This is a genomic window from Actinomadura mexicana (assembly GCF_900188105.1).
Lineage (GTDB): Bacteria > Actinomycetota > Actinomycetes > Streptosporangiales > Streptosporangiaceae > Spirillospora > Spirillospora mexicana.
Genome location: NZ_FZNP01000022.1, coordinates 74,216 through 91,051, shown reverse-complemented (window position 1 = coordinate 91,051; position 16,836 = coordinate 74,216). Strand labels below are relative to the sequence as shown.

15 protein-coding genes are annotated in these 16,836 nt (G+C 71.1%); 6 read left to right on the top strand and 9 right to left on the bottom strand.

The window, feature by feature from the left end; genetic code table 11:
• The first annotated feature begins 44 nt into the window (after positions 1–44).
• The gene (locus CHC11_RS36290; RefSeq protein ID WP_089316419.1) at positions 45–2,534 is read left to right on the top strand and encodes a DNA gyrase/topoisomerase IV subunit A; all 2,490 of its coding nucleotides are present in this window, start codon (positions 45–47) and stop codon (positions 2,532–2,534) included.
• Positions 2,535–2,622: 88 nt separating this feature from the next.
• Here CHC11_RS36290 and CHC11_RS36285 read toward each other — a convergent pair whose 3' ends face one another.
• Both CHC11_RS36285 and CHC11_RS36280 read right to left on the bottom strand, forming a co-directional pair.
• The gene (locus tag CHC11_RS36285) at positions 2,623–2,985 is read right to left on the bottom strand and encodes a hypothetical protein (protein ID WP_089316418.1); all 363 of its coding nucleotides are present in this window, start codon (positions 2,983–2,985) and stop codon (positions 2,623–2,625) included.
• A 428-nt stretch (positions 2,986–3,413) separates the two neighbouring features.
• Positions 3,414–3,776, bottom strand: coding sequence for a nuclear transport factor 2 family protein (locus tag CHC11_RS36280; RefSeq protein ID WP_089316417.1), 363 nt, complete (start codon positions 3,774–3,776; stop codon positions 3,414–3,416).
• Positions 3,777–3,828: 52 nt separating this feature from the next.
• Here CHC11_RS36280 and CHC11_RS36275 point away from each other — a divergent pair, with 52 nt between their 5' ends.
• The gene (locus CHC11_RS36275; protein ID WP_089316416.1) at positions 3,829–4,395 is read left to right on the top strand and encodes a thioredoxin family protein; all 567 of its coding nucleotides are present in this window, start codon (positions 3,829–3,831) and stop codon (positions 4,393–4,395) included.
• Between the two features lie 59 nt (positions 4,396–4,454).
• On the opposite strand, the gene CHC11_RS36270 is transcribed toward CHC11_RS36275, so the two are convergent.
• The 5 genes from CHC11_RS36270 to CHC11_RS36250 all read right to left on the bottom strand — a co-directional run bounded on the left by CHC11_RS36270 (position 4,455) and on the right by CHC11_RS36250 (position 9,076).
• On the bottom strand, positions 4,455–4,817 hold the full coding sequence (locus tag CHC11_RS36270) for a hypothetical protein (protein ID WP_143227442.1): 363 nt from the start codon (positions 4,815–4,817) through the stop codon (positions 4,455–4,457).
• Between the two features lie 73 nt (positions 4,818–4,890).
• Positions 4,891–5,550, bottom strand: coding sequence for a response regulator (locus CHC11_RS36265; protein WP_089316414.1), 660 nt, complete (start codon positions 5,548–5,550; stop codon positions 4,891–4,893).
• 15 nt (positions 5,551–5,565) lie between these two features.
• A complete protein-coding gene (locus tag CHC11_RS36260; protein ID WP_089316413.1) occupies positions 5,566–6,693 on the bottom strand; it encodes a sensor histidine kinase in 1,128 nt (375 codons plus the stop codon).
• Positions 6,690–6,902, bottom strand: a complete 213-nt coding sequence (locus CHC11_RS36255; protein ID WP_089316412.1) for a hypothetical protein — start codon at positions 6,900–6,902, stop codon at positions 6,690–6,692. Before CHC11_RS36255 ends, CHC11_RS36260 begins: the two co-directional genes overlap by 4 nt.
• Positions 6,903–6,985: 83 nt before the next feature.
• Positions 6,986–9,076, bottom strand: coding sequence for a DNA gyrase/topoisomerase IV subunit B (locus tag CHC11_RS36250; protein WP_089316411.1), 2,091 nt, complete (start codon positions 9,074–9,076; stop codon positions 6,986–6,988).
• Between the two features lie 212 nt (positions 9,077–9,288).
• Between CHC11_RS36250 and CHC11_RS36245 the strand changes: the two genes are divergently transcribed.
• The 4 genes from CHC11_RS36245 (at position 9,289) to CHC11_RS36230 (ending at position 12,518) form a co-directional block, all read left to right on the top strand.
• Complete coding sequence (locus CHC11_RS36245; protein WP_089316410.1) at positions 9,289–10,191, top strand: ABC transporter ATP-binding protein; 903 nt, start codon at positions 9,289–9,291, stop codon at positions 10,189–10,191.
• Positions 10,188–11,261, top strand: a complete 1,074-nt coding sequence (locus CHC11_RS36240) for an ABC transporter permease (protein WP_218826392.1) — start codon at positions 10,188–10,190, stop codon at positions 11,259–11,261. Before CHC11_RS36245 ends, CHC11_RS36240 begins: the two co-directional genes overlap by 4 nt.
• 119 nt (positions 11,262–11,380) lie before the next feature.
• Complete coding sequence (locus CHC11_RS43090) at positions 11,381–11,611, top strand: DUF7455 domain-containing protein (protein WP_089316409.1); 231 nt, start codon at positions 11,381–11,383, stop codon at positions 11,609–11,611.
• Between the two features lie 163 nt (positions 11,612–11,774).
• Positions 11,775–12,518 (top strand): YaaA family protein, encoded by a 744-nt coding sequence (locus tag CHC11_RS36230; RefSeq protein ID WP_089316408.1) that lies wholly within the window; start codon positions 11,775–11,777, stop codon positions 12,516–12,518.
• Between the two features lie 188 nt (positions 12,519–12,706).
• Here the strand turns inward: CHC11_RS36230 and CHC11_RS36225 are convergent, their stop codons facing one another.
• Together CHC11_RS36225 and CHC11_RS36220 are read right to left on the bottom strand one after the other, a co-directional pair.
• Positions 12,707–14,353: an RNA polymerase sigma factor gene (locus CHC11_RS36225; protein ID WP_179279175.1), complete on the bottom strand. Its 1,647-nt coding sequence runs from the start codon at positions 14,351–14,353 to the stop codon at positions 12,707–12,709.
• A 253-nt stretch (positions 14,354–14,606) separates the two neighbouring features.
• Positions 14,607–16,742, bottom strand: a complete 2,136-nt coding sequence (locus tag CHC11_RS36220; RefSeq protein ID WP_089316406.1) for a SpoIIE family protein phosphatase — start codon at positions 16,740–16,742, stop codon at positions 14,607–14,609.
• Positions 16,743–16,836: the final 94 nt, after the last annotated feature.

Genomic DNA, 16,836 nt, shown 5'->3' with positions numbered 1-16,836 from the left:
GGGGTGGGCGAAAGATGTCCCCGGGACCGGCCACAATGTGGGGCATGGCACGACGCGGATCCCCAGCCCCTCCACCTCCGCCGGACTTCGAGGAGAACATCGTCGATGTCGACGTCTCCGACGAGATGCGCGGCAGCTTCCTCGAATACGCCTACTCGGTCATCTACCAGCGGGCGCTTCCCGACGCGCGCGACGGAATGAAGCCCGTCCAGCGCCGGATCCTGTACTCGATGAACGAGATGGGGCTGCGCCCCGACCGGGGGCACGTCAAGTGCGCCCGCGTGGTCGGCGAGGTCATGGGCAAGCTGCACCCGCACGGTGACAGCGCCATCTACGACGCGATGGTGCGGATGGCGCAGCCCTGGGCGATGCGGATGCCGCTCGTGGACGGGCACGGCAACTTCGGATCGCTCGGCGGCGACGACATGCCCGCCGCCATGCGGTACACCGAGGCGCGGCTGTCCCGCGAGGCGATGCTGATGGTCGCCTCCATCGACGAGGACACCGTCGAGTTCCGGCCCAACTACGACGGGCAGGAGCACGAGCCGGAGGTGCTGCCCGCCGCGTTCCCGAACCTGCTGGTCAACGGCGCGTCCGGTATCGCGGTCGGGATGGCCACGAACATGGCGCCGCACAACCTCGGCGAGGTCGTCGCCGCGGCCCGGCACCTGATCGACCACCCGGAGGCCACGCTCGAGGAGCTGATGCGCTTCGTCCCCGGCCCCGACCTGCCCACCGGCGGAAAGATCGTCGGGCTGGACGGCATCCGCGACGCCTACGAGCGCGGCCGGGGGACGTTCCGCACCCGCGCCACGGTCTCCGTCGAGAACGTCACGCCCCGCCGCAAGGGCATCATCGTCAGCGAGCTGCCCTACGCCGTCGGCCCCGAGCGCGTGAAGGCCAAGATCAAGGAACTGGTCAACGCCAAGAAGATCCAGGGCATCGCCGACCTGAAGGACCTCACCGACCGCACCGTCGGCCTCCGCCTGGTCATCGAGATCAAGAACGGCTTCAACCCCGAGGCCGTCCTCGCCGACCTCTACCGGCTGACGCCGATGGAGGAGACGTTCGGCATCAACAACGTCGCCCTGGTCGACGGCCAGCCCCGCACGCTCGGCCTGCGCGAACTGCTCCAGGTCTACATCGACCACCGCATCGACGTCGTTCGCAGGCGTTCCCTCTTCCGGCGCCGGAAGCGCGAGGACCGCCTCCACCTGGTGGAGGGCCTGCTCGTCGCCCTGCTGAACATCGACGAGGTCATCCAGGTCATCCGGCAGAGCGACGACGCCGCCCAGGCCAAGCAGCGCCTCATGCAGATCTTCGAGCTGTCGGAGATCCAGGCGCAGTACATCCTCGACACCCCGCTGCGCCGCCTCACCCGGTTCGACCGCCTGGAGCTGGAGAAGGAGAAGGAGCAGCTCGCCAAGGAGATCGCCAAGCTGACCGCGATCCTCGACTCGGAGAGGAAGCTGCGCGGCGTCGTCTCCAAGGAGATGGGCGAGGTCGTCAAGGAGTTCGCGACCCCGCGCCGCACCATCCTGCTGGAGTCCTCGGGCCACACCGCCGCGGATGCCGTGCCGCTGGAGGTGGCCGACGACCCGTGCACGGTGCTGCTGTCCGCCACCGGCCTCATGGCCCGCACGCACGACGCCTCGCCCCTGCCCGACAGCGGCCCCCGCGCCGCGCACGACGTGCTGACCTCGGTCGTGCCCGCCACGGCCCGCGGGCAGATCGGCGCGGTGACGTCCCTGGGCCGGATGATCCGCATCGACGTCCTGGACCTGCCGACGCTGCCGCCGTCCGCGACGCCCCCGTCCCTGGCGGGCGGGGCGCCGGTGACCGAGTACGTCGATCTGGAACCGGACGAGACGATCGTGGGCATCGGCTCCGTCGGCGAGGAAGGCGGCGGCCTGGCGCTGGGCACCGCCCAGGGCGTGGTCAAACGGGTGGTCCCCGACTTCCCCGCCAACCGTGACGAGTTCGAGGTCATCGGCCTCAAGGACGGCGACCGCGTGGTCGGCGCCGTCCATCTGATGTCCGAAGAGCAGCACCTCGTCTTCATCAGCACCGACGCCCAGCTGCTGCACTTCCCCGCGTCCCTCGTCCGTCCCCAGGGCCGGGCCGCCGGAGGCATGGCGGGCATCAAGCTCGGCTCCGGCGCGAGCGTCCTGTGGTTCGGCGCCCTCGACCCGTCCCGCGAGGCCCGCGTCATCACGGTCTCCGGCTCGTCCTCGGCGCTGCCCGGCACCCAGACCGGCGCGATCAAACTCGCCGACTTCGCCGACTTCCCGCCCAAGGGCCGCGCCACCGGCGGCGTCCGCGCCCACCGCTTCCTCAAGGGCGAGGACGTGCTGCTTCAGGCATGGGCGGCCCTGACGCCCCTGCGGGCGGCGGGCGCCAACGGCAAACCGGCGACGCTCAACGTCACCATGGGCCGCCGCGACGGCTCCGGCGAGGAGCTGCACACGCCCCTGACCGCCGTCAGCGGCCCCATCGGCCCGGCCCCCGAAGCAGACCCCTCCGAAGAGGAATGACGCGAGAGGCCCCGGGCGGTCGCCCGGGGCCTCTTCCTCTCACCGGCCGGCGCCGCGAAGGCTCCCGGGATCGGCGGGAGGGGTTACGTCAGTCGGCGCAGATCGCGTAGACGCTGATGCCGACGTCGTTGTAACCGATCTGGCGGCCGAGCGCGATCCAGCCGCGACCGTCGTCGGTGGGGAAGGAGCCCACCAGGATGGCGCCGTTGCCGCGCGCCTCCCCGCCGCCGCCGAGAACGTGCTTGCTGCCGGGGCAGACGACGACCCGCCGCTGGAAGTTGGGGACGTTGGCGTTCGCCAGGGCGACGATCTGATAGCCCGGCGGAACGGCGGCGGCACGGGGCGCGGCCGGCTTGGAGGGGGTCTGGGCGCTGGCGACCCCGGCGGTGGCGAGGCCGGTCGCCATGGCGGTCGCGGCCAGGGCAAGAGCGGTGGTCTTGATCGACGGCATGTGCTCTCCTTCGACGGTTGCTCCCCGCCGCCGGCGCACACGCGCACCCCGGAGACGCAGGGTGGGCGGGAGGCGCGAGGGACGGCGGGTAAGCCGGTGATACCGAACACAAGGAGTGTTCACCACGTCACGCTCGGCTGCTAGATGCCCAGGCGCCCCACTTGATTACGGAGCGTGCACATACCGTGATTGGGAGAGGGTCTGACCCGCTTCCCATGCCTCTTACCTGCGGTAGCCGATTAGTTACAGAAAGTGCGCGTCCGCATCCGGTCACTCGTGCCTCATGTTCCGAGGTCGCCGGTCCGTCCGTCGCGGCGGCGAGGACGGACCGGCTCCTGGACCCGCAGGATCGGCGGTCGCACCGGCGGCGAGACGGCGACGAGGTCGCCTTCCTCGCCGGGCAGGCGCGGCAGCGCCCGTCCGGGACGTCAGGTCTCGATGTCGTCGGGCCCCCAGTGGGCCTCCATGCGGACGATCTTGCCTTCGGCATCGAACGTCATGACGTCGATGGCGTGGACGCGCATCCCGGGGACGTCGACGGTGAAGGCCATGGCGGCGCGGTCGCCGTGGGAGCCGCGGATGGGCGCGTCGAGAGTGAGCTTGGCGCCGCCGGCGATGGCGTTGGCATAGAACTCCTCGATGGCGGCGCGGCCGCTGATCGGGGGGTGGCCGACCGGGTCCTCGATGACGGCGTCGTCGGCATAGAGGCCGGTGACGGTCGCCGCGTCGGCGGCGTTGAGGGCGTCGACGTAGGTCTGGAGCGCCTGCTTCATGTGGTCCTGGGAGGGCATGCGCGAAGCCTAGCAAGCGATCGCTTGGTTACCGATGGGTCATGATGGGGGCATGGCCATCGCATCGTTCATGGTTCCGCTCGGCTCCCCCCTTCCCGCGTTCCGGCTGCCCTCCGTCGAAGGCGGGTACGTATCGGACGACGACTTCCCGGACGCCGCGGCCCTCCTGGTCGTGTTCCTGTCCAACCACTGCCCCTACGTGCGGCGGATCGAGGACGGGATCGGCGCTCTCACCGCCGAGTACGCGGTCAAGGGGCTGGCCACCGTCGCCGTGTGCAGCAACGACGTCGCGAACTATCCCGACGACGGTGCCGAGCACCTCCGCAGGCAGGCGAAGAGGGCCGGATTCGGCTTCCCCTACCTGGTGGACGAGTCGCAGGAGACGGCCAGGGCGTTCAAGGCCGCCTGCACGCCCGACTTCTTCGTCTACGGCCGGGGGCGCGCACTCGCCTACCGGGGCGAGTTCGACGGGGCGAGGCCGGGCAACGACGTCAAGGCGGACGGAACCGCCCTCAGGTCCGCGCTGGATCTGGTCATGGCCGGCAGGGACGTCCCCGAGCCGCACACGCCGAGCCTCGGCTGCGGCATCAAGTGGAAGCCCGGCAACGAGCCGGGGTGACCACGACGAGATCACATGACCACGCGTGCGGTCGCACCGCCGCAACGACGGCGGACCGCTCACGCCAGGGTGGTCTGGCCTTCGCGGGGACGCGGCACCGGAGTCCCGAGGCCGCGTTCGGCGCAGTCCGCCAGGATCTCCATGAGGTCGGCCGGGCTGCCGGAGGCGTCGTCGTAGTGCCAGGACCGGATGACCTTCTCCCCTTCCGCGCCCGGGTTGAAGCGGCCCAGGGTGAAGCAGCCGGCGATGGCCATGCGCACGATGACGCGTTCGCTGTCATCCAGCCCGTTCACGTAGGCGGCCGCGTCGATGAGGCCGATCGCGGCGCGGGCGTTGCGGCCGTCGTCGCAGGGGTCGGGGCGGTTGATCCGCCATTGCGCGTAAGGGCGCAGGTAGTCCGCGATCATGCAGGTTCTGAGCACGGTCCCATGCTGGGACCGCGCGGGGACTCGGGAAGGGGCTTTGACCCGGCCCTTGCCGGACCCTGACCGAAGATCATCCGCCGAGGCCGTGCCGGAAGGCGTAGGTGACGGCCTGGGCCCGGTCGCGGAGGTTCGCCTTGGCGAACAGATTGTTGATGTGCGTCTTGACGGTCGCCTCGGAGATGAACAGGTCGCCCGCGATCTCGGCGTTGGAGCGTCCCCGGGCGATGAGGGCGAGCACCTCCGCCTCGCGCCGGGTCAGGCCGTCCGGCAGCCCGCCGCCCGCGGACCGCCGGGGGGCGTCGCCGGCGGCCACGGCCTCGACCAGGCGGCGCTGGACGGCCGGGTCGAGCTGCGACGCTCCCCCGCGGACCGCGGTGACGGCGCGGGCGATCTCGTCGGCGTCGGCGTCCTTGGTGAGGTAGCCGCGGGCCCCGGCGCGCAGCGCGGCGAAGATCGACTCGTCGTCGGCGTAGGTGGTGAGGACGACGACCCCGACGTCCGGGTGCGCCGCCCTGATGCGGCGGGTCGCCTCCACGCCGTCCATCCGCGGCATGCGCAGGTCCATCAGGACGACGTCGGGACGCAGCTCGGCGACCATCGCCACGGCCTGCTCGCCGTCGCCGCACGCCCCCGCGACCTCGATGCCGGGCAGCAGTTCCAGCAGGAGGACCAGGCCCTCCCGCACCACGGTCTGGTCGTCGACGACCAGGATCCTCGCCGTGTCGCTCACCGCTCGCCCCTCCCGTCAGGCCGGCACGCTGAGGGACACGCGGAATCCCTCGCCGTCCGGTCCGGTGACCAGCGTGCCATCGATCAACTCCGCACGCTCCCGCATCCCCACGAGGCCGTACCCGCCGCCGTCCGGCACCGCGACGGGCTCGGTGCCGCCCGTGTCGGTCACTTCGAGCTCCACCTTGCCGACGAGATACCGCAGGGCGACATGGGCGCGCGCGCCGGGCGCGTGCTTGCGGACGTTGGTGAGCGCCTCCTGCGCGGTCCTGACGACCGCGAGCCCGGCCTGCGGCGGCAGTTCGCGCGGTGCGCCGGTCACGAGCACGTCGCAGGGACGTCCGGTGCTGGCAGAGAACTCCTCGGCGAGCTCCTCGATGACCTCTTTCGGCTGCGGCATCTCCCCGCGCAGCGTGGCCAGGGCCCGCCTGGTCTCCTCCAGTCCGGAGCGGGCGAGGTTCCGCGCACGCTCCACCCGGTCCAGGGCCTGGACGCGGTCGCCGTCCCGCGCCAGCAGCAGCCGCGCCCCCTCAAGATGGACGAGCTGCGCCGACAGCGAATGGGCCAGGATGTCGTGGATCTCCCGCGCGATGTGCGACCGCTCCGCCAGGACCGCGTTGGCCGCCTCCGCACGGCGGGTCGCCTCCTGCGCGGCCTTGCCCTGGCGGCTCGCGAGCGCGCCCAGGGTGATGCCCGCGACCGCCGCCATCTGACCGAGGTCGGCGCCGCCGGCGCCGAACGCCTCCCCCAGCCCGCCGATCGCGGCGAGCGTCAGCGCGCTCACCGTGATGCCCCCCGGCACCGGCAGCCACATCAGCAGCATCCACAGCCCGGCCATGGAGAAGAAGAACCCGTTGCCGGAGTCGGGGGCGAGCGCGTACAGCGCCATCGCCGAACCGATGGCCCCCAGCAGAAGGACGATGCCGGGCCGCCGGCGCCGCGCCTCGCTCTCCCGTCCGAGCCAGATGCCGCTCCCCAGCAACGCGAACATGACCACGTTGAGCACGACGAGGGCCAGGCCGGCGCCGTGCAGCGCGGGGGCGGGGTCGGCGCTGAGCATCGCGCGGACGTAGGCGACGAGACCCCAGGTCAGCAGGACGTTGACGACCACGATCCGGGTGATCCGCTCCCCGGTGGTCTTCACGGCACGGCGCTGACCGGCACGGCGCCCTCCGGCACGGCGCCGTCCGGGCTCTTCGCCCGCAGCCCGGCGACGCGGTTCTGGACGACCGCCACCGCGACCGCCGCGAGGAGCGGCGGGACGGCGCACGCCCGGAGCGCGTCGGCGGGACTCGCCCGCAACCGCCGGAAGCGGAGCGGGGCGGCGAGGAGGACGTCGTCCAGCGTGTTCATGCCCAGAGAGTAGGCAGCGGGGCCCCGCGCGCGGATCGGCGCCCGGCTGGACTTTTCCTCCACCCCAGGGTGGAGGCCCTCGATCAGGTGTCGATGCGCTCCACGTCAAGCTCGGCGGCTCCGGCGGTGATGAACGCGCGGCGCGGGGCGACCTCGCTGCCCATCAGCAGGTCGAACACCTTGCCCGCCTCCTCGGCGTCCTCGATGCGGACGCGGCGCAGCACCCGGTGCCGGGGGTCGAGCGTCGTCTCGGCCAGCTGGTCGGCGTCCATCTCGCCGAGGCCCTTGTAGCGCTGGATCGGCTCCTTCCAGCGCTGGCCCTTGCGCTCCAGCTCGACGAGCCGCTGCCGCAGCTCGGCGTCGGAGTAGGTGTAGATGTACTTCTCCTGCCCCTTCCGCGGCTTGACCAGCTCGATGCGGTGCAGCGGCGGGACGGCGGAGTAGATCCGCCCGGCCTCCAGCATGGGCCGCATGTAGCGGTGGAAGAGGGTGAGCAGCAGCGTGCGGATGTGCGCGCCGTCGACGTCGGCGTCGGCGAGGATCACCACGCGCCCGTAGCGGGCGGCCTCGACGTCGAACGTCCGCCCCGACCCGGCGCCGAGCACCTGGATGATCGCGGCGCACTCGGTGTTCTTCAGCATGTCGGCGACGGACGCCTTCTGCACGTTCAGGATCTTGCCGCGGATCGGCAGCAGCGCCTGGAACTCGGAGTCGCGGGCCAGCTTGGCGGTACCGAGGGCCGAGTCGCCCTCGACGATGAACAGCTCGCTGCGGTCGTCGGTGGAGCGGCAGTCGACGAGCTTGGCCGGGAGGGCGGAGTTCTCCAGGGCGTTCTTGCGGCGCTGGTTGTCGCGCTGGGTGCGGGCGGCGATGCGCGTCTTGGCCGCGCCGACCACCTTCTCCAGGACGGCGCGCAGCGGCTGCTTCTGCCCGCGCGACGGGTTCTCGAAGATCGCGCGCAGCTCGCGCATCACGACCTGGGAGACGATGCGCGTCGCCGCGGACGTGCCGAGGACCTCCTTGGTCTGGCCCTCGAACTGCGGCTCGGGCAGGCGGACCGTCACCACGGCGGTGAGGCCTTCCAGGACGTCCTCCTTGATGACGTCCTCGTCGCCGTTCTTGAGCAGCTTCGTCGCGCGGAGCTGCTCGTTGAGGACCTTGAGCACGGCGCGGTCGAAGCCGCGCACGTGCGTGCCGCCCTTCGGGGTGGCGATCACGTTGACGAACGACTTGGTGATCGTGTCGTAGCCGTTGCCCCAGCGCAGCGCGACGTCGACCTCGAGGTCGCGCTCGACGTCGGTGGGCGTCAGGTGGCCCTGGTCGTCGAGGACGGGGACGGTCTCGGTGAAGTGGCCGCGCCCCTGGAGCCGCAGCACGTCGACGATCGGGGCGTCCTTGGCGAGGTAGGAGCAGAACTCGCTGATGCCGCCGTCGAACCGGAACGTCTCGTCGAGGATCTCCTCGCCGCGCTCGTCGCGGACGTCGATCGTCAGGCCCGGGATGAGGAAGGCGGTCTGCCGCATCCGGTCGAGGATGAGGGACTGCTCGACCGTGGCGTCCTTCAGGAAGATCTGCAGATCGGGCCAGAAGCGCGTGCGGGTGCCGGTGGTCTTCTTGGCGACCTTGCGGATCTGCCGCAGGCCCGACCGCTTCCTGAAGCGGGCGTTCGGGCGGCCCTCGTCGGCGAACTCGCCGGGCAGGCCGCGCCGGAAGCTGATCGCGTGGGTGTGGCCGTCGCGGTCGACCTCCACGTCCAGCCGCGCGGACAGGGCGTTGACCACGGAGGCGCCGACGCCGTGCAGGCCGCCGGACGCCGTGTAGGACACGCCGCCGAACTTCCCGCCCGCGTGCAGCCGCGTCATGACCAGCTCGACGCCGTGCAGGCCCGTCTTGGGCTCCAGGTCGACCGGGATGCCGCGACCGTTGTCGCCCACCTCGAAAGAGCCGTCGGCGTGCATCGTGACGCTGATGTGCGTGCAGTAGCCCGCGAGGGCCTCGTCGACGCAGTTGTCGACGATCTCCCACAGGCAGTGCGCGAGGCCACGGCTGTCGGTCGACCCGATGTACATGCCGGGTCGCTTGCGCACGGCCTCCAGCCCCTCCAGCACCGAGAGGTGCCGGGCGGAGTAGCCGTGCGGGTCTTCGGTTGTCGCTTCGGCGGTCGCGGCGGTCAACGTGCGTGTGCTCCTCGGGGGTAGGACGGTCGGCAGCAGGGTACCCCCGGCCGCCGACAGTCCACCGAAAGGCTCGCCGCCGCCGACGTTCCGCACGCCGGCGCGGGAGGGCCCCGTACGGTTCGCCAGGCTACCCGTACTCCGACTTCCAGACCCGGACCTCCACCTTTGGGTGGGTGTGTGAAGGCCTCATTCATCCCTAGTGTCCTCCCATGGCGCAAACGATCGAGGTCACGGGCCTCCGCAAGCGATACGGGGACGTCCGGGCCGTGGACGGGGTGACGTTCGCCGTCGAGGAGGGCGAGTTCTTCGGCATCCTCGGGCCGAACGGCGCGGGCAAGACCACCACGCTGGAAATCGTCGAGGGGCTGCGCAAGCCCGACGAGGGCGACCTCACCGTGCTCGGCCTGTCCCCGTGGCCGCGCAACTCCAAGCTTCTCCCCAGGATCGGCGTCCAGTTGCAGGCGTCGTCGTTCTTCGAGCGGCTGACCGCGCGCGAGCAGTTGCGGACGTTCGGCTCCCTCTACGGCGTCCCTGCCAAGAAGGCCGACGCGATGCTCGAACTGGTCGGCCTGGACGACAAGGCCGACACCCGTGTGGAGAAGCTCTCCGGCGGCCAGGCGCAGCGCCTGTCCATAGCGTGCGCGCTCGTACACGACCCCGAACTCGTGTTCCTGGACGAGCCCACCGCGGCGCTGGACCCGCAGGCGCGCCGCAACCTGTGGGACGTGCTCCGGTCGATCAACACCGAGGGCCGCACCATCGTCCTGACCACGCACTACATGGACGAGGCGGAGATCCTCTGCGACCGCGTCGCCATCATGGACGCGGGCAGGATCCTGCGGCTCGGCCCTCCGGCGGTGCTGGTTCGCGGGCTGGACGCCCCGGCCAGGATCAGCGTGGCCAGCGGCGTCCTTGACGTGGGAGACGCGCGGCTCCTGCCGGGCGCGGACGAGGCCGAGGACGACGGCGTCTCGCTGACCATCTCCACCCGCGACCCCTCAGCGGTGGTCGCCGCCATGGCCGCCAAGGACGCGCTGGACGGCGTCCAGATCCGCGGCGCGACCCTGGAGGACGTCTTTCTGGAGCTCACCGGACGGGAGTACAGGGCGTGAGCACGTACGAGAGTTTCAAGAGCCTGTCCAGGGCGATGTTCCTGGGCTTCCGGCGCGACCGCACCGCGCTGTTCTTCACCGTGCTGTTCCCCCTGATGTTCCTGGTCGTCTTCGGCGGGATCTTCGGCCACCAGTCCACGTCCAAGGTGAAGGTCCTGGAGGTGGGCAGGGCGCCGGTCCTCGACCAGGCGGTGGCGCAGGGAGCGGGCGAGCTCGGCAAGGTCCTGAAGGTCGAGAAGGCCTCCGACCGCGCGGCCGCCCTGCGCACGGTGGAGAAGGGCGACGCGGACGCGGTCGTGGAGCAGCGCGGGGGCGAGCTGGTCGTCCACTACTCGGCGGCCGACCAGGTCAAGTCCGGGACGGTCCGGGGGCTGATGAACTCGGTCGTCCAGTCCGCGAACCTCTCGGCCTCCGGCAAGCCGCCCGCCTACCGGTTGGCCGACCGGCGGGTGGAGGACGACTCGCTGAAGGCCATCCAGTTCTTCACGCCGAGCCTGCTGGGCTGGGCGCTGGCGTCGGCCGGCGTCTTCGGGGCGTCCCAGACGCTCGTCACGTGGCGGACCAAGGGGATCCTGCGCCGCCTCCAGCTCTCCCCCGCGCCCGTTCCCACCGTGTTCGCCGCGCGCGTGGCGGTGAGCCTCGCCGTGGCCCTCGTCCAGTTCGCGCTGTTCGTGGTCGTGGCGCAGCTCCCGATGTTCGGCCTGAAGCTCAGCGGCGCCTGGTGGATGGCGATCCCGATGGTGATCGCGGGCGTGCTGGCGTTCCTGTCGATCGGGATGGTGATCGGCGCGTGGGCCAAGACGCAGGAGACCGCGCAGGCGGTGACGCAGCTGATCGTGCTGCCGATGGCGTTCCTGGGCGGCTCGTTCTTCCCGCTGGACGCCTCGCCGGGCTGGATGAGGACGCTGTCCTACATCTTCCCCCTGCGCTATCTCAACGAGGGCATGCTCAATGTGATGGGCCGGGGTCTGGGGCCGACCTCCGCGCTGCCCCAGATCGCCGTTCTGCTGGGGGTCGCGGTCGTCGGCGCCTTGATCGCCGTGCGTCTGTTCCGGTGGGACGCCGTCTAATGTGACCTCGGTCACTAATTGGGCCATTCTGCTGTGGGCGTACGAAGAACCAGGTTGGGAACGCCGACGTCGGGTTAGATGTTGTCCTAAGTACCGACCCCGAGCATGAGGAAGGTGCCGTGACTGGAGCCCTTGCCCCAACCAAGCCGCTGACCGTCGCCGACCGATGCGACCGCTGCGGCGCTCAGGCCTACGTCCGTGCGGTCCTTGTAGGCGGCGGCGACCTTCTGTTCTGCGCCCACCACGGTCGCAGATACGCGGAGGCCCTCCGCTCCAATGGGGCCGACATACAGGACGAGACCGACCGGCTCACCGAATCCCCGGCCGCCGCTGCTGATGAGGAGCGGTAGACCTCCAAATAGAGCGAGCCAAGGACGGCGGCCACCGGAGACGGTGGCCGCCGTTCGCATTCCACCCGTTCGGCGCTTCCCAGATCCGAATGGACATCGTCACTGGACGTCATTGTCCGATCACTTAATGTAGCGAAGTATCGGACGCATCATCGGGAGAATCGTGCACATCCTGCTGCCGCCGTCGGAGAAGAAGGCCGCCGAGGGGGACGGTCCGCCCCTCGATCTCGCCTCGCTGAGCTTCCCCGGCCTGACGCCGGTGCGGCGGCGCGTCCTGGCGGCCCTGGCGAAGGCGTGCCGGAGCGCCGACGCGGCGGAGGTGCTCGGCCTTCCAGCCGGGCAGGCGGGCGAGGCCCTCGCCCGCAACAAGGCGCTGCGCAAGGCGCCGACCCTGCCGGCGGCGCGGCTCTACACCGGCGTCCTCTACGACAACCTCGACCTGGCCGATCTGGACGCCGAGGCCGCCGCCCGGCAGATCATCGTGTTCTCGGGGCTGTGGGGCGCGCTGAGGCTCACCGACCGCGTCCCGCCCTACCGGCTGTCCATGGGGGTTTCGCTGCCGTCTGGGGGCGGTCTGGGGGCGTCGTGGCGCCCGGCGATGCGCAAGGCCCTCCGGCTGGACGACGACCTGATCGTCGACATGCGGTCCGGTCCGTACGCGTCGGTGTGGAAGGCGCCCGGCCCGGCGGTCTCCGTCCGGGTGTTCCGGGAGCGGCTCGCCGGCGGCGTCGCCGAGCGCACCGTCGTCAGCCACATGGCCAAGGCGACCCGAGGCCGGATCGCCCACGACCTGATCAAGGCGGGCGCCGCGCCGCGCACCCCGGAGGAACTGCTGAAGGCCGTCGCCGGCCTCGGCCACACCGTCGAGCTGAACGGCGCGAACCTCGACGTCGTCCTGCACGACTGACGGCACGCACACCGACCGACGACCCGCGGCGGTGCACCACCCCCACGCGAAGACGCGACCGACACACGACGGTTCGCGACCCGGTACGCGAAAGTGCGACCGGTACGCGGAGGTGCGCGACCGGTACGCGGCAGGGCCCCGACGTTCTCGCCGGGGCCCTGCCGTCGGTCGGTACGCGGCGCGGCCGGTCAGTCCAGGTAGTCGCGCAGGACCTGGGAACGCGACGGGTGGCGCAGCTTCGACATGGTCTTGGACTCGATCTGCCGGATGCGCTCCCGGGTCACCCCGTACACCTTGCCGATCTCGTCCAGCGTCTTCGGCTGGCCGTCGGTGAGGCCGAACCGCATCGACACCACGCCCGCCTCGCGCTCGCTGAGCGTGTCCAGGACGGAGTGGAGCTGCTCCTGCAGCAGCGTGAAGCTGACCGCGTCGGCCGGGACGATGGCCTCGGAGTCCTCGATGAGGTCGCCGAACTCGCTGTCGCCGTCCTCACCGAGCGGCGTGTGCAGCGAGATGGGCTCGCGGCCGTACTTCTGGACCTCGACGACCTTCTCCGGGGTCATGTCGAGTTCCTTGGCCAGCTCCTCCGGGGTGGGCTCGCGGCCCAGGTCCTGGAGCATCTGCCGCTGCACGCGCGCCAGCTTGTTGATGACCTCGACCATGTGCACCGGGATGCGGATGGTGCGGGCCTGGTCGGCCATCGCGCGGGTGATGGCCTGCCGGATCCACCAGGTGGCGTACGTGGAGAACTTGTAGCCCTTGGTGTAGTCGAACTTCTCGACGGCGCGGATCAGGCCGAGGTTGCCCTCCTGGATCAGGTCCAGGAACAGCATGCCGCGACCGGTGTAGCGCTTGGCCAGCGAGACCACCAGGCGGAGGTTGGCCTCCAGGAGGTGGTTCTTGGCGCGGCGGCCGTCCTCGGCGATCCACTCGAAGTCCTCAAGGTCCTCTTCGGACATCGAGGGACCGGCGACGGCCAGGCGCTCCTCGGCGAACAGGCCGGCCTCGATCCGCTTGGCGAGCTCGACCTCCTGCTCGGCGTTCAGCAGCGGCACCTTGCCGATCTGCTTGAGGTAGTCCTTGACCGGGTCGGCGGTGGCGCCGGCGGCCGCGATCTGCTGCGCGGGCGCGTCCTCGTCGTCGTCGCCGAGGGTGAACCCCTCCTCCTCGGACGGGGTGTCGCCCTTGCCGCTCGGGGCGGCGGCCTTCGCGACGGGCGCGGCGGCGGGCTCCTCCTCGGCCTCGGGCGTGTCGACCTCGGGCGTGTCGACCTCGACGAGCTCGACCTCGAGGTCGGTCAGGTCCGCGTCGAGGTCGACGTCCACCTCGTCGTCGACGTCGGGGTCATCGCCCTTGTCGGCCTTGTCGGACGGGGCGGCCTTGGCCGGCTGGGCGCCCTTCTTCGCCGGCGCGCCCTTCTTCGCCTTGGCGCCCTTGGCCGGCGCGGCCTTCTTCGGCGGCGCGGGCTTGGGAGCGGCCGGGCGCGGCTCGGCGACGGCCTCCTCCGGCGCGTCGTCGCCGACGACGGCGGTCACCGTGTCGGGCTGCTCCTTGGCGGCGGCGGCGGTCTTGGGCCTGCGTGCCGGCGGCGTCGCGCGCTTGCGCGGACGCTTGGGCGCCGCGGAGTCGGCAGCGCTCACCATGACGGTCACACCCTCCTTGCTGAGGCTCCGCAGAATGCTGGAGGCCTTCGACACGGGGATGTCGGCCTCCTCGAACGTACGTCGTACGTCGTCGGCGTCGAGGTAACCCTGGGACCGTCCACGCTCGATCAGTTGCGCGATGACGTGATCGTGCAGATCTGACGCTTTCGAGGTCGAGCTAGCAGGCGACACAAATACCTCTCGAACGAACGTGTGGCTTGGTTGACCCAAGTGCCCTGACGGGCTCGGCCTCACACTGGGTGGGACCACACACGGAGCGGACCTCCCGGTGCGGGACCGCAGCGTACCCGCTCTCTCTGGGTCAAGCATTCTGGCACTGCTGCGCATTCCGCCTCGGAGTCCTACCCGGTAACACTCCACCTTAGAGGGCGCGGGGCGGTCCTTCGAACGTCTCGGACCGTCTCGGCGCCGTCTTCGGCGGGGTTCACTCGGACTTGGGCGGGACGTGCAGGGCAAGCACGGTCACATCGTCTACCTGCTCATACCCGGCAAGCATCCGATCGACCAGGAAGTCGACGAGTCTCTCGGGATCTCCTACCACTTCAGGTGGGGCGTCCGCCGCGACGGCGACAAGCTCCTCAAGCCCGGCGTCCACCCCACGCCTACGGTTCTCCACAAGTCCATCGGAATAGAAGACCACAGTGTTGCCGGTCTCGATGGAAAAACTTGTCTGCTGCCGCTGGCTCGGCCAGCCGAGGGGCGTTCCAGGTTCCCGCGTGCTCACGCGGGCGGGCTTGTGGGGCGAGATCAGCAGGGCCGGAGGATGGCCCGCGTTGCTGAGCTCCCCCTGACCGGTCTCCGGGTCGATGACCGCGTAGACGACGGTGGTGAACTGCTCCTCGTCCTCGGTGGCGCTGAACAGCCGGTCGAGCCCGGCCAGGACGGCGGCGGGCCGCGGATCGTTCAGCGCGAGGGCGCGCAGGGCGTTGCGGACGCGGCCCATTCCGGCCGCGGCGAGGACGCCCTTGCCCATCACGTCGCCGACGGCCACGGCGAGCCGGTTGTCGGCGAGGCGGAAGACGTCGTACCAGTCGCCGCCCACCTGCACGTGGCGTGTCGCGGGGTTGTAGCGGGCGGCCAGCGCCATACCCGGCAGCTGCGGCAGGTCGCTGGGCAGCAGGCTCCTCTGCAGCTCTTCGGCGGTCTTGTGCTCGCGCTCGAACAGCAGGGCCCGCTCCACGGCCAGTGCGCACTGGCCCGCGAGCGCCTCCAGGAAGACCCGCTCCTCCTCTGTGATCTCCCTGGGCCGGGTGAACGAGAAGCGGAGCGCGCCGATCGGGGCGCCGGCCGCGAGCAGCGGCAGGCCCACCCAGGCGCGCTCCCCCGTGTGCTGGGCGAACAGGTCCCGCTCGCCGTGGCCCAGTTGCAGGCGCAGGCTGTCGGGGTGCTCGGCCAGGAACGGCCGGCTCTCGCGCACCGCCACCGACATCACGGTCTGGTCGCTGACCTTGATCCCGTCGCGGGACGCCGAGGACGTCTCGCCCTCCGTGCCCGGCTGGGACGGGGCCACGATGCTGAGCCGCAGCTTGTCGTCGTCCAGCAGCGCCACCGCGGAGTAGTCGGCGCCGATGGCGGACCGTCCGACCTCGGTGATGACCTGGACCACCTGGGAGACGGTCAGGGCCTCGGCGAGCATGGAGGTGGCCTGCTGGAGGCGCGCGGTGCGCAGCGCGGCCGCCGACAGCTGCTCGGTCAGCCGGCCGCGCATCTCCTCGGCCTCGCGCTGCCCCGTGACGTCGGTGTTGGCGCCGACCCACTCGATCACCGCGTCGCCGCGCCAGATGGGCACGGCCCTGACGTCGAAGTGCCGGTAGTTACCGCTCTTGGTGCGGATGCGGTAGTTCGTCTCGAAGACCCGGTTCTCCTCGACGCAGTCGCGCCAGTGCGCCTCGATGCGGGGCCGGTCCTCGGGGTGCACGACCGACAGCCAGCCGCCGACCGCGTAGTCGTCCGGCGTCTGGCCGGTGATGGCGCGCCACTCGGGTGCGTCGTCGATCACGCCGCCGGCCGGTGCGGCGACCCACACCACCTGGGCGCTGGCCTCCACGAGTGAGCGGTAGCGCTGCTCCTTGCGGCGGATGACCTCCTCGGCCCTGCGCCGCTCGGTCACGTCCAGGGCGGTCAGGACGACGCCCGGCCGCTCGTCGCCGCCGCCCTTGGCGGGCAGCCACGTGCACGCCAGGATGCGCTCCTCGACGGCGGTGGCCACGCCGGGCGCCGCGCCGGGCGCCTCGGGCGGGCGGGCCGGGACGACGAGTTCGAGGTCGCTCACCGGGCGGTCCTCGGCGATCACCTTCCGCAGCGCCGTCTCGAACGCCGCCGCGAGAGCCTCGGGCAGCACCTCCGAGGGCCGGCGCTGCTGGAGATCGCGGACGCGCACGTCCAGCAGTTCCGCGAGCGCGTCGTTGGCCCGGCGGCAACGCAGGTCGCGGTCGAAGAACGCCAGCCCTTCGGGCGCTTCCTTCAGCAAGGTCGCGTACAGCGCGGCGTCGGACGCATCCATGGGCTGCCCCTCCACCCCTGAGACGCGGGGATGCGGGACGGACGTCTCGGTGCTCAACGACAACACCTCCGCCCCAGAGGGTCCCGTACCGCGCGGCAATTATTCATCACTATGAGTGAATGGGAGCAGGTTAACGCTCCCGCCTCCATCA